The 12,842-nt window shown below is 61.3% G+C and carries 9 protein-coding genes; 7 read left to right on the top strand and 2 right to left on the bottom strand.

All coding sequences use genetic code 11. The features are described 5' to 3' along the window. Positions 1-3: 3 nt before the first annotated feature. The gene (gene ubiG, locus M5G20_RS22570; protein ID WP_075947352.1) at positions 4-702 is read right to left on the bottom strand and encodes a bifunctional 2-polyprenyl-6-hydroxyphenol methylase/3-demethylubiquinol 3-O-methyltransferase UbiG; all 699 of its coding nucleotides are present in this window, start codon (positions 700-702) and stop codon (positions 4-6) included. A 58-nt stretch (positions 703-760) separates the two neighbouring features. Next, positions 761-2,095, bottom strand: coding sequence for a TRZ/ATZ family hydrolase (locus M5G20_RS22565; RefSeq protein WP_273920961.1), 1,335 nt, complete (start codon positions 2,093-2,095; stop codon positions 761-763). Between the two features lie 103 nt (positions 2,096-2,198). On the opposite strand from M5G20_RS22565, the gene mtnA reads away from it, so the two are divergent. From mtnA to cmk, 7 genes are all read left to right on the top strand, one after another. Next, the gene (mtnA, locus tag M5G20_RS22560) at positions 2,199-3,275 is read left to right on the top strand and encodes an S-methyl-5-thioribose-1-phosphate isomerase (protein ID WP_273920960.1); all 1,077 of its coding nucleotides are present in this window, start codon (positions 2,199-2,201) and stop codon (positions 3,273-3,275) included. 425 nt (positions 3,276-3,700) lie between these two features. Then, the gene (gene gyrA, locus M5G20_RS22555; RefSeq protein WP_273920959.1) at positions 3,701-6,355 is read left to right on the top strand and encodes a DNA gyrase subunit A; all 2,655 of its coding nucleotides are present in this window, start codon (positions 3,701-3,703) and stop codon (positions 6,353-6,355) included. A 164-nt stretch (positions 6,356-6,519) separates the two neighbouring features. Continuing rightward, a complete protein-coding gene (gene serC, locus M5G20_RS22550; RefSeq protein ID WP_273920958.1) occupies positions 6,520-7,605 on the top strand; it encodes a 3-phosphoserine/phosphohydroxythreonine transaminase in 1,086 nt (361 codons plus the stop codon). Continuing rightward, positions 7,605-8,699, top strand: a complete 1,095-nt coding sequence (gene pheA, locus M5G20_RS22545; protein WP_060540878.1) for a prephenate dehydratase — start codon at positions 7,605-7,607, stop codon at positions 8,697-8,699. The genes serC and pheA overlap by 1 nt, the downstream gene beginning before the upstream one ends. A 13-nt stretch (positions 8,700-8,712) precedes the next feature. Continuing rightward, entirely contained in the window at positions 8,713-9,825 is a 1,113-nt protein-coding gene (hisC, locus tag M5G20_RS22540; RefSeq protein WP_273920956.1) for a histidinol-phosphate transaminase, read from the top strand. A 28-nt stretch (positions 9,826-9,853) separates the two neighbouring features. After that, complete coding sequence (locus M5G20_RS22535; RefSeq protein WP_273921368.1) at positions 9,854-12,061, top strand: bifunctional prephenate dehydrogenase/3-phosphoshikimate 1-carboxyvinyltransferase; 2,208 nt, start codon at positions 9,854-9,856, stop codon at positions 12,059-12,061. Beyond that, entirely contained in the window at positions 12,058-12,747 is a 690-nt protein-coding gene (gene cmk / locus M5G20_RS22530) for a (d)CMP kinase (protein WP_150732400.1), read from the top strand. Before M5G20_RS22535 ends, cmk begins: the two co-directional genes overlap by 4 nt. Positions 12,748-12,842: the final 95 nt, after the last annotated feature.

Here is a 12,842-nt window from a genome sequence, read left to right as displayed (position 1 = left end):
GGCTTACTCCTCGCGCAGGGTCTGGATCATGTAATTGACGTCCACGTCGGCCGCCAGTTTGTAATGCTTGGTCAGCGGGTTGTACGTCAGGCCGATGATGTCCTTGACGGTCAGCCCGGCCATGCGGCTCCAGGCGCCCAGTTCGGAAGGGCGGATGAATTTCTTGAAGTCGTGGGTGCCGCGCGGCAGCAGCTTCATGATGTATTCGGCACCGACGATGGCGAACAGGTAAGCCTTCGGGTTGCGGTTGATGGTGGAGAAGAACACCTGGCCGCCCGGCTTGACCATGCGGAAGCAGGCGCGGATCACCGAGGACGGGTCCGGCACGTGCTCGAGCATCTCAAGGCACGTGACCACATCGAACTGTTCCGGCATTTCTTCGGCCAGGGCTTCGGCGGTGATCTGCCGGTATTCGACGCTCACGCCGGATTCCAGTTGATGCAGCTGCGCGACCGCCAACGGCGCTTCGCCCATGTCGATGCCCATCACGGTCGCGCCGCGCTGAGCCATGGCTTCGCTGAGGATGCCGCCGCCGCAACCGACGTCGAGGACTTTCTTGCCGGCCAGGCTGACGCGTTCGTCAATCCAGTTGACCCGCAGCGGGTTGATGTCGTGCAGGGGTTTGAATTCGCTTTCACGGTCCCACCAGCGATGGGCCAGGGCTTCGAATTTGGCGATTTCGGCGTAGTCGACGTTGCTCATGGTTTAAGTCCTCTAAAACTTGAAAAATCCTGTTGCCCCGGGGTTGAGTCCGGGGTGCTTACGATTCGGTACGGCCGCTGATGCGCTGGCCCCAGGCCTTGGCGGTGGCGACCAGTTGCTGTTCATCCAGGTGCGTCAGGCGACGGTCGTCGAGCAGTTGCTTGCCGGCGACCCAAACATGTTTCACGCAGTCCCGGCCGGAGGCATATATAAGCTGCGAAACCGGGTCGTAGATCGGTTGCTGGGCCAGGCCGGAGAGATCGAAGGCAACGATGTCGGCGGCTTTGCCGACTTCCAGCGAGCCGGTTTCGGTTTCGATCCCCAAGGCGCGGGCGCCGTTCAACGTGGCCATGCGCAGTGCGCGATGGGCGTCCAGTGCGGTGGCCGAGCCGGCGACGGCTTTGGCCAGCAGCGCGGCGGTGCGGGTTTCGCCCAGCAGGTCCAGGTCATTATTGCTGGCGGCGCCGTCGGTGCCCACGGCAACGTTGACCCCGGCCTGCCACAAGCGCTCCACCGGGCAGAAGCCGCTGGCCAGTTTCAGGTTCGACTCCGGGCAATGAATCACATGGGTGTTGCTTTCTACCAGCAGCGCCAGGTCTTCTTCGCTGATCTGGGTCATGTGAACGGCCTGGAAACGCGGTCCCAGCAAACCCAGCCGAGCGAGGCGGGCCAGGGGCCGTTCGCCGCGCTGTTCGACCGCTTGCTGCACTTCGAAGGCGGTTTCATGCACGTGCATGTGGATCGACGCGTCCAGCTCTTCGGCGATCACGCGGATTTTTTCCAGGTTTTCATCGCCCACGGTGTAGGGTGCATGGGGGCCGAAGGTGATCTTGATGCGTTCGTGATGCTTGAGATCACCAAACAACTCGATGCCCTGACGAATGGCTTCGTCCGCGCTGCTGGCGCCGGGGATCGGGAAATCGAGGATCGGGATCGCAATTTGGGCGCGAATGCCACTGTTGTGCACGCGCTCGCTGGCAACCTTCGGGAAGAAGTACATGTCTGAGAAACAGGTGATGCCACCTTTGAGCTGCTCAGCGATAGCCAGGTCAGTGCCATCACGCACGAACGCTTCATCGACCCATTTCGCTTCGGCGGGCCAGATGTGGTTTTCCAGCCAGGTCATCAATGGCAGATCATCGGCCAACCCGCGGAACAAGGTCATGGCCGCATGCCCGTGGGCATTGATAAGGCCCGGACTGAGCAGCATGTCCGGCAAGTCGCGGACTTCGCTGGCGTCAAGCTTCAGTGCGGCAGTCCGTGGCCCGATAAAAACGATGCGTCCGTCGCGGATGCCCAGGGCATGATCCTTGAGGACAACGCCGGCAGGTTCGACGGGTACCAGCCAGGTCGGCAGTAATAGCAGGTCGAGCGCAGCGGCAGTGTTCGGCATCGAGGGTCCAGTGCTTTTGTAAAGGATGGCGAAGTATACCCGAGCGTCTTCGCGGGGGGATCGCTATAATCGGCGGCTTTTGTTCATGAGTGCGGGGTGTGGGATGCGCGATCGACTGTTGGCTGCGGAGAAGGTGAAGGCCATCGATTGGCGTGATGACGCCCTCTATCTGCTGGATCAGCGAGTTTTGCCGTTCGAGGAAACCTGGATCCCTTACACCAGCGCCGCCGGCGTGGCCGAAGCCATTCGTTCGATGGTGGTGCGCGGTGCGCCGGCCATCGGCATCAGCGCCGCCTATGGCATCGTGTTGGCAGCCCGCACCCGGATTGCCGAAGGTGGCGACTGGTATGCGGCACTCGAAGAGGATTTCGCGCTGCTGTCCGATGCACGTCCCACGGCGGTCAACCTGTTCTGGGCACTGGGCCGCATGCACGACCGGCTCGATCGCCTGAAAGACAATGTCGACCCGTTGGTGGCGCTGGAGGCCGAAGCCGTCGCCATTCATGAAAGTGACCGCGAAGCCAACCTGACCATGGCGCAACTGGGCGTGGACCTGATCCGCAAGCATCAGGGCAATGCCCAGACGATCCTGACCCACTGCAACACCGGCGCGCTGGCGACCGGTGGTTTCGGCACGGCGCTGGGGGTGATTCGCGGTGCGTTCATCGAAGGCATGGTCGAGCGCGTGTATGCCAACGAAACCCGTCCCTGGCTGCAAGGTTCGCGGTTGACCGCGTGGGAACTGGCCAACGAGGGCATTCCCGTGACCCTCAACGCAGACTCTGCTGCCGCCCACATCATGAAGACCAAAGGCATCACCTGGGTCATCGTCGGCGCTGACCGGATCACCGCCAATGGCGACGTGGCGAACAAGATCGGCACCTATCAACTGGCGGTCAACGCCATGCACCACGGCGTGCGTTTCATGGTGGTGGCGCCGAGTTCGACGATTGACATGCACTTGGCCAGTGGCGACGACATTCCGATTGAGGAACGTGACGGCCGCGAGTTGCTGGAAATGGGCGGCGAGCGGGTCGGGGCGGATGTCGATGCCTTCAACCCGGTATTCGACGTGACCCCGGCGGACCTGATCGATGTGATCGTCACCGAAAAAGGCATCGTCGAACGCCCCGATACCGCGAAAATGGCCCAGCTGATGTGCCGCAAGCGCCTGCATTAAAGGATTGTTGTGCCTGAAAGGTCGCCATCGCTGGCAAGCCAGCTCCCACGGGGTTTGCGCCCGCCAATAATCGTGTGGGAGCTGGCTTGCCAGCGATGGGGCCTTAAAAGTCAATAAACAACCGCAAGCCAGGCCTCAAATCTGCATACAAAGAAGCTCTAAGCCTCTCTCGTCCCCTTCAAGCCTGTCACCGGTCAACTAACTATGCTCCATGCGCATCAGGGGGATAGGTGCGTGGCGGCTCTTGTGATAACATCCGGCGGTTTCCAAGGTTGCCCCGCGGGGCGATCTTTACTGCGCAGATCCATGGCATAACTCGTTGATTTGTCGTAAGTCGGTGCATGGCACTCAGCCTGCAGCGGCGAGCTTCGTTGGTCCCATATGGATGTGACGAAGTTTCACCAGAAAAAGGAATCAGGCTTCTCATGGGCGAACTGGCCAAAGAAATCCTCCCGGTCAATATCGAAGACGAGCTGAAGCAGTCCTACCTCGACTACGCGATGAGCGTAATTGTCGGGCGGGCACTGCCGGATGCGCGCGATGGCTTGAAGCCCGTGCACCGGCGTGTGCTGTTCGCGATGAGCGAGCTGGGCAACGACTTCAACAAGCCGTACAAGAAATCTGCCCGTGTTGTCGGTGACGTGATCGGTAAGTATCACCCGCACGGTGATACCGCGGTGTACGACACCATCGTTCGGATGGCGCAGCCATTCTCCCTGCGCTACCTGCTGGTAGACGGTCAGGGCAACTTCGGTTCGGTGGACGGCGACAACGCCGCGGCCATGCGATACACCGAAGTGCGCATGACCAAGCTGGCGCACGAACTGCTGGCTGACCTGCACAAAGAAACCGTGGACTGGGTGCCGAACTACGACGGCACCGAAATGATCCCGGCGGTCATGCCGACCCGTATTCCCAACCTGTTGGTCAACGGCTCCAGCGGTATCGCCGTGGGCATGGCGACCAACATCCCGCCGCACAACCTCGGTGAAGTCATCGACGGTTGCCTGGCACTCATCGACAACCCTGAGCTGACCGTCGACGAGTTGATGCAATACATCCCGGGTCCGGACTTCCCGACCGCTGCGATCATCAACGGTCGTGCCGGCATCATCGAAGCCTACCGCACCGGTCGCGGCCGCATTTACATGCGCGCCCGCTCGATGATCGAAGACATCGACAAGGTCGGTGGCCGTCAGCAGATCGTCATCACCGAACTTCCTTACCAGTTGAACAAGGCGCGTCTGATCGAGAAGATCGCCGAGCTGGTTAAAGAGAAGAAGCTTGAAGGCATCACCGAACTGCGCGACGAGTCCGACAAGGACGGTATGCGCGTCGTGATCGAGCTGCGTCGCGGCGAAGTGCCTGAGGTGATCCTCAACAACCTCTACGCCCAGACCCAGTTGCAAGCGGTGTTCGGTATCAACATCGTTGCGTTGATCGACGGTCGCCCACGGATCCTGAACCTCAAGGATCTGCTGGAAGCCTTCGTTCGTCACCGTCGCGAAGTGGTCACCCGTCGTACCGTGTTCGAACTGCGCAAGGCGCGTGAGCGTGGTCATATCCTTGAAGGTCAAGCGGTCGCCCTGTCGAACATCGACCCGGTCATCGCCCTGATCAAGGCCTCGCCAACCCCGTCGGAAGCCAAGGAAGCGCTGGTCAGCACCCCTTGGGAATCCTCCGCTGTGGTGGCGATGGTCGAGCGTGCCGGCGCCGATTCGTGCCGTCCGGAAAACCTCGATCCGCAATACGGCCTGCGCGACGGCAAGTACTTCCTGTCGCCAGAGCAGGCGCAAGCCATTCTGGAACTGCGTCTGCACCGCCTGACCGGTCTGGAACACGAAAAGCTGCTGGCCGAGTATCAAGAGATCCTCAACCAGATCGGCGAGCTGATCCGCATCCTCAACAGCGCCACGCGCTTGATGGAAGTGATCCGCGAAGAGCTGGAAGTGATCCGCGCCGAATACGGCGACGTGCGTCGCACCGAGATCCTCGATGCCCGTCTCGACCTGACCCTGGGTGACATGATCCCGGAAGAAGAGCGCGTCGTGACCATTTCCCACGGTGGCTACGCCAAGACCCAGCCTCTGGCTGCGTACCAGGCCCAGCGTCGTGGCGGTAAAGGCAAATCGGCGACCGGCGTCAAGGATGAGGACTACATCGCTCACCTGCTGGTTGCCAACAGCCACACCACGCTGCTGCTGTTCTCCAGCAAGGGCAAGGTGTACTGGCTGAAAACCTACGAAATCCCGGAAGCGTCCCGCGCTGCCCGTGGTCGTCCGCTGGTCAACCTGCTGCCGCTGGATGACGGTGAATACATCACCACCATGCTGCCGGTCGAGGAATACACCGAAGGTCACTTCATCTTCATGGCCACCGCCAACGGCACCGTGAAGAAGACCCCGCTGGAATCCTTCAGCCGTCAGCGCAGCGTCGGTTTGATCGCGCTGGAGCTGGACGAAGGCGACGTATTGATCAGCGCGGCCATCACCGATGGCGAGCGCGAAGTCATGCTGTTCTCCGACGGCGGCAAGGTGACTCGCTTCAAGGAATCCGACGTTCGCGCCATGGGCCGTACCGCTCGCGGTGTGCGCGGCATGCGTCTGCCGGAAGGCCAGAAGCTGATTTCCATGCTGATTCCGGAAGAAGGCAGCCAGATCCTCACCGCTTCGGCGCGTGGCTACGGCAAGCGCACGGCGATCACCGAGTTCCCTGAGTACAAGCGTGGCGGTCAGGGCGTTATCGCCATGGTCAGCAACGAACGTAACGGCCGTCTGGTCGGTGCCGTGCAGGTGCTCGACGGCGAGGAGATCATGCTGATTTCCGACCAGGGCACCCTGGTTCGTACCCGTGTCGACGAAGTCTCCAGCCTGGGTCGTAATACCCAGGGCGTGACCCTGATCAAACTGGCCAATGACGAAACACTGGTCGGCCTGGAACGGGTTCAGGAGCCTTCGGAAGTCGAGGGAGAAGAGCTCGAAGGTGAAGAGGGAGCAGTGTTCGAGGGTGACGTCGTCATTGATGATGTTGCCGAAGACCAGCAGCTCGACGCCGCCGCTGACGAAGAACCACAGGAATAAGCGGGTAAACAGGGGGCGGATGAAAATTCGCCCCCTTGTTGTTTGTCCGTACTGAAATATCGACACCTCTGGAGATCCCACAAATCCCTGTGTCAGCAGGGGACCGGTGTCGGCTGTTAATGTGATTTATTGCGTGATACCACCAGATCAGAGCGAGATTGGATGTGAGCAAGAGAGCCTATAACTTCTGTGCCGGTCCTGCGGCGCTTCCCGAAGCTGTCCTGCAGCGCGCCCAGGGTGAACTTCTCGACTGGCACGGCAAGGGCCTGTCGGTCATGGAAATGAGCCATCGCAGCGATGAGTTCGTGTCCATTGCCACCAAGGCAGAGCAGGATCTGCGTGATCTGCTCAATATCCCGTCGAACTATAAAGTGCTGTTTCTGCAAGGCGGCGCCAGCCAGCAATTTGCCCAGATTCCGCTGAACCTGCTGCCGGAAAACGGCTCTGCCGACTATATCGACACCGGTATCTGGTCGCAGAAAGCCATCGAAGAAGCTTCGCGTTACGGCCACGTCAACGTTGCCGCGACCGCCAAGCCTTACGACTATTTCGCCATTCCCGGCCAGAACGAATGGAAGCTGTCGAAAGACGCGGCCTACGTTCACTACGCGCCGAACGAAACCATCGGCGGCCTGGAATTCCAGTGGATTCCTGAAACCGGTGATGTGCCGCTGGTGGCCGACATGTCCTCGGACATCCTGTCGCGCCCGGTGGATGTTTCCCGTTTCGGCATGATCTACGCCGGCGCGCAGAAAAACATCGGCCCGAGCGGCATCGTGGTCAACATCGTGCGCGAAGACCTGCTGGGTCACGCCCGTTCGCTGTGCCCGACCATGCTCAACTACAAGGTCGCCGCCGATAACGGCTCGATGTACAACACGCCGCCGACCCTGGCCTGGTACCTGTCCGGCCTGGTGTTCGAGTGGCTCAAGGAGCAGGGCGGTGTCGAAGCCATCGGCAAGCTCAATGAAGTGAAGCAGCGCACGCTGTACGACTTCATCGACGCCAGCGGCCTGTACAGCAACCCGATCAACAAGTCGGACCGCTCGTGGATGAACGTGCCGTTCCGTCTGGCTGACGATCGCCTGGACAAGCCGTTCCTGGCCGGTGCCGACGAACGTGGCCTGCTGAACCTCAAGGGTCACCGTTCCGTGGGCGGCATGCGCGCCTCCATCTATAACGCCGTCGATATCGTTGCGGTCAACGCACTGGTTTCGTACATGGCAGAGTTCGAGAAGGAACACGGCTAATGTCTGAGCAAGAACTCAAGGCACTGCGCGTTCGCATTGATGCGCTGGACACCAAAGTCCTGGAGCTGATCAGTGAGCGTGCGCGTTGCGCCCAGGAAGTCGCGCGAGTAAAGATGGCCTCGCTGGCCGAAGGCGAAGTGCCGGTGTTCTATCGTCCTGAGCGCGAAGCTCAGGTGCTCAAGCGTGTGATGGAACGTAACCAGGGGCCGCTGGGCAACGAAGAGATGGCGCGGCTGTTCCGCGAAATCATGTCTTCGTGCCTGGCGCTGGAGCAGCCGCTGAAAGTGGCTTACCTCGGCCCTGAGGGCACCTTCACCCAGGCGGCGGCCATGAAGCACTTCGGTCACGCCGTGATCAGCAAGCCGATGGCGGCGATCGACGAAGTGTTCCGTGAAGTGGCGGCCGGTGCGGTGAATTTTGGCGTGGTCCCGGTGGAGAACTCCACCGAAGGCGCGGTCAACCACACCCTCGACAGCTTCCTCGAACACGACATGGTGATCTGTGGCGAAGTCGAGCTGCGCATCCACCATCACCTGTTGGTCGGTGAAAACACCAAGACCGACAGCATCAGCCGCATCTATTCCCACGCCCAGTCCCTGGCCCAGTGCCGCAAGTGGCTGGACGCCCATTACCCGAATGTCGAGCGCGTGGCGGTGTCCAGCAACGCCGAAGCGGCCAAGCGGGTCAAGGGTGAGTGGAACTCGGCGGCGATTGCCGGCGACATGGCGGCCAGCCTGTACGGGCTGACCCGCCTGGCCGAGAAGATCGAGGACCGTCCGGACAACTCCACGCGCTTCCTCATGATCGGTAATCAGGAAGTGCCGCCGACCGGCGACGACAAAACCTCGATCATCGTTTCCATGAGCAACAAGCCGGGCGCGCTGCACGAATTGCTGGTGCCGTTCCACGATAACGGCATCGATCTGACGCGCATCGAAACCCGTCCTTCGCGCAGCGGTAAATGGACCTACGTGTTCTTCATCGACTTCGTTGGCCACCATCGCGATCCATTGATCAAAGGTGTGCTGGAAAAGATCAGTCAGGAAGCAGTAGCACTCAAAGTGCTGGGTTCCTACCCGAAAGCAGTTCTCTAAGGGGCGGTAGCAAATGAGTGGTAATTTCCTCGCTCTGGCACAGCCGGGCGTGCAACAACTTTCGCCTTACGTTCCGGGCAAGCCCGTGGACGAACTGGCGCGTGAGCTGGATCTCGATCCGGCCAGCATCGTCAAACTGGCGAGCAACGAAAACCCGCTGGGTGCCAGCCCCAAGGCGCTGGCAGCCATCCGCGACGCACTGGCCGAGCTGACCCGTTATCCGGACGGCAACGGTTTCGCGCTCAAATCCCTGTTGGCCGGGCAATGCCGCGTCGAGCTGAACCAGGTCACGCTGGGCAACGGTTCCAACGACATTCTCGAGCTGGTGGCGCGCGCCTACCTGGCGCCGGGCCTCAACGCCGTGTTCAGCGAACACGCGTTCGCGGTTTACCCGATTGCGACCCAGGCGGTCGGCGCCCAGGCCAAGGTCGTTCCGGCCAGGGAATGGGGGCATGACCTGCCGGCCATGCTCGCTGCCATCGACGCCAATACCCGCGTGGTGTTCATCGCCAACCCGAACAACCCGACCGGGACCTGGTTCGATACCGAGGCGCTGGACGAATTCCTGCAGGATGTTCCCGAGCACGTACTGGTCGTGCTGGACGAGGCCTACATCGAGTACGCCGAAGGCAGCGACCTGCCGGATGGTCTGGATTTCCTCGCGGCTTATCCGAACCTGCTGGTCTCGCGTACGTTCTCCAAGGCCTACGGCCTGGCGTCGTTGCGCGTCGGTTATGGCTTGTCCACCGCGGTAGTGGCCGATGTGCTGAACCGTGTACGCCAGCCATTCAACGTCAACAGCCTGGCCCTGGCCGCTGCTTGCGCGGCGTTGAAAGACGAAGAGTACCTGGCAGAAAGCCGTCGCCTGAACGAGGCGGGCATGCAGCAACTGGAAGCGGGTTTCCGCGAACTGGGGCTGGGCTGGATTCCGTCCAAAGGCAACTTTATCTGCGTCGATCTCGGTCAGGTCGCGGCTCCGGTGTTCCAGGGCTTGCTGCGTGAAGGCGTGATCGTGCGTCCGGTGGCCAACTACGGCATGCCGAACCACCTGCGCGTGACCATCGGTCTGCCGGCAGAGAACAGCCGCTTCCTTGAGGCGCTGACCAAGGTTCTGGCTCGTGGTTGATGTCACTGCTCTGCAATCTGCTGAACCTATGATCGGGCGCCTGGTGGTGGTCGGTCTGGGATTGATCGGCGGTTCGTTTGCCAAGGGTTTGCGCGAAAGTGGCTTGTGTCGCGAAGTGGTCGGGGTCGATCTCGACCCGCAGTCGCGCAAGCTGGCGGTTGAATTGGGTGTGGTGGATCGCTGCGAAGAAGACCTGGCGGTTGCTTGCCAGGGCGCCGACGTGATCCAGCTGGCTGTGCCGATCCTCGCCATGGAGAAAATGCTCGGCCGTTTGGCGGGCATGGATCTGGGGCAGGCGGTTCTGACCGATGTCGGCAGCGCCAAGGGCAATGTCGTGCGTGCGGCTACTGAAGCGTTTGGTGGTATGCCGCCGCGTTTCGTGCCGGGGCACCCGATTGCCGGTTCCGAGCAGAGCGGGGTGGAAGCCTCCAACTCTGAGCTGTTCCGTCGCCATAAGGTGATCCTGACGCCGCTGGAACAGACCGATCCGCAAGCCCTGGCCGTGGTCGATCGCCTGTGGCGCGAACTGGGCGCCGATGTCGAGCACATGCAGGTCGAGCGTCACGACGAAGTGTTGGCGGCCACCAGCCACCTTCCGCACCTGTTGGCGTTCGGTTTGGTCGATTCGTTGGCCAAGCGCAATGAAAATCTTGAGATCTTCCGTTACGCTGCGGGCGGTTTCCGCGATTTCACAAGAATCGCCGGAAGCGACCCGGTCATGTGGCACGACATCTTCCTCGCCAACCGCGAAGCTGTCCTGCGCACACTCGATACATTTCGCAGCGACCTCGACGCCTTGCGCGACGCGGTCGATGCAGGGGATGGGCACCAATTATTGGGCGTTTTCACTCGCGCCCGGGTTGCCCGCGAGCATTTCAGTAAAATCCTGGCCCGTCGGGCCTATGTGGACGCTATGAATTCCAACGATCTGATTTTCCTGGCTCAACCTGGTGGCCGCCTGTCCGGTCGGATTCGCGTACCAGGTGACAAATCGATTTCCCACCGTTCGATCATGCTCGGCTCCCTGGCCGAAGGTGTCACCGAAGTCGAAGGCTTCCTCGAGGGCGAAGACGCCCTGGCGACCTTGCAGGCGTTCCGTGACATGGGCGTGGTCATTGAAGGCCCGCACCATGGTCGCGTGACCATTCATGGTGTCGGCCTGCATGGCCTGAAACCTGCGCCGGGCCCGATCTATCTGGGCAACTCCGGTACTTCGATGCGCCTACTTTCCGGCCTGCTGGCCGCGCAGGACTTCGACAGCACCCTGACCGGTGACGCTTCGCTGTCCAAGCGCCCGATGAATCGCGTGGCCAACCCACTGCGTGAAATGGGCGCCGTGATCGAAACCGCCGCCGAAGGCCGTCCGCCGATGGTCATCCGCGGTGGCAACAAGCTCAAAGGCCTGACTTACACCATGCCGATGGCCAGTGCCCAGGTTAAATCCTGCCTGCTGCTGGCGGGTCTTTATGCCGAAGGCAAGACCACCGTTACCGAGCCGGCACCGACCCGCGACCACACCGAGCGCATGTTGCGCGGCTTCGGTTACCCGGTTTCCGTCAATGGCGCGACCGCCTCCGTCGAGTCCGGCGGCAAGCTGGCGGCGACCCACATTGAAGTGCCGGGCGATATCTCGTCGTCGGCGTTCTTCCTGGTGGCCGCTTCGATCGCTGAAGGTTCGGAGCTGGTGCTCGAGCACGTCGGCATCAACCCGACCCGTACCGGTGTCATCGACATCCTGCGTCTGATGAGCGCCGACATCACCCTGGAAAACCAGCGTGAAGTGGGCGGCGAGCCAGTCGCTGACCTGCGCGTACGTGCGGCTAAACTCAAAGGTATCGAGATTCCGCAAGCGCTGGTGCCATTGGCAATCGACGAATTCCCGGTGCTGTTCGTGGCGGCGGCCTGCGCTGAAGGGCGCACCGTGCTGACCGGCGCCGAAGAGCTGCGGGTCAAGGAGTCGGACCGTATCCAGGTCATGGCCGATGGTCTGCTCGCCCTGGGCGTCAAGTGCGAACCCACTCCGGACGGCATCATTATCGACGGCGGCCAGATTGGCGGCGGCGAAGTGCACGGTCACGGCGACCACCGGATCGCCATGGCATTCAGCGTAGCTTCGCTGCGTGCGACCGCGCCGATCCGCATCCATGATTGCGCCAACGTCGCGACGTCGTTCCCGAACTTCCTGGCGTTGTGCGCACAGGTCGGCATCCGCGTTGCCCAAGAGGCTCAGTCGTGATCAGCATTGCACCGGTCATCACCATCGATGGGCCTAGTGGCTCCGGCAAAGGCACGGTAGCCGGGATTCTGGCCAAGCGTCTGGGCTGGAACCTGCTGGATTCCGGTGCGCTTTATCGGCTGCTGGCATTTGCCGCGCATAACCACGGCGTTGATCTGACCAACGAAGAGCTGCTGAAAAAACTTGCCGCTCATCTGGATGTTCAGTTCATCGCGGCGACCGAGGGGCAGCTGCAGCGCATCATTCTGGAAGGCGACGAAGTCAGTGATGTGATCCGTACGGAAAGCGTCGGCTCGGGTGCCTCCCAAGTGGCTGCATTGCCCGCCGTACGCGAGGCGCTGCTGCAGCGCCAGCGAGCATTCCAGGAAGCGCCGGGCCTGGTGGCCGACGGTCGTGACATGGGCACGGTGGTTTTTCCGGACGCGCCGCTGAAGATTTTCCTGACCGCCAGTGCCGAGGAGCGTGCGCGCCGTCGATACTTGCAGTTGAAGGGCAAAGTCGATGGTGTTAGTCTGTCGAGTCTGCTAGATGAGATACGTGCACGCGATGAGCGTGACACCCAGCGAGCGGTAGCCCCGCTCAAGCCGGCGGCTGACGCCATACAGCTGGATTCCACGGAATTATCCATCGATCAGGTGCTGCAACGCATCATGAGCGAGATCGCCATTCGCGATATCGCCGGGTGACCAAGAAGGCCGCAGGGGACCAGTCATAGTTCTGCGACGCTTCTTTTAAATGAAACTAACCCACACCGTCTGGGGTGTGGAGATGGGCGTATTCT

Source organism: Pseudomonas sp. TNT2022 ID1044 (assembly GCF_028656895.1).
Lineage (GTDB): Bacteria > Pseudomonadota > Gammaproteobacteria > Pseudomonadales > Pseudomonadaceae > Aquipseudomonas > Aquipseudomonas reinekei.
The sequence above is the reverse complement of the archived record's forward strand: the minus strand, read 5'-3'. Positions and strand labels throughout refer to the sequence as shown.

What these genes read in the sequence shown, in the direction of transcription:
- ubiG (WP_075947352.1), bottom strand. Translation starts at nt 702, where the DNA reads ATGAGCAACGTCGACTACGCCGAAATCGCCAAATTCGAAGCCCTGGCC.
- M5G20_RS22565 (WP_273920961.1), bottom strand. Translation starts at nt 2,095, where the DNA reads ATGCCGAACACTGCCGCTGCGCTCGACCTGCTATTACTGCCGACCTGG.
- mtnA (WP_273920960.1), top strand. Translation starts at nt 2,199, where the DNA reads ATGCGCGATCGACTGTTGGCTGCGGAGAAGGTGAAGGCCATCGATTGG.
- gyrA (WP_273920959.1), top strand. Translation starts at nt 3,701, where the DNA reads ATGGGCGAACTGGCCAAAGAAATCCTCCCGGTCAATATCGAAGACGAG.
- pheA (WP_060540878.1), top strand. Translation starts at nt 7,605, where the DNA reads ATGTCTGAGCAAGAACTCAAGGCACTGCGCGTTCGCATTGATGCGCTG.
- hisC (WP_273920956.1), top strand. Translation starts at nt 8,713, where the DNA reads ATGAGTGGTAATTTCCTCGCTCTGGCACAGCCGGGCGTGCAACAACTT.
- M5G20_RS22535 (WP_273921368.1), top strand. Translation starts at nt 9,854, where the DNA reads ATGATCGGGCGCCTGGTGGTGGTCGGTCTGGGATTGATCGGCGGTTCG.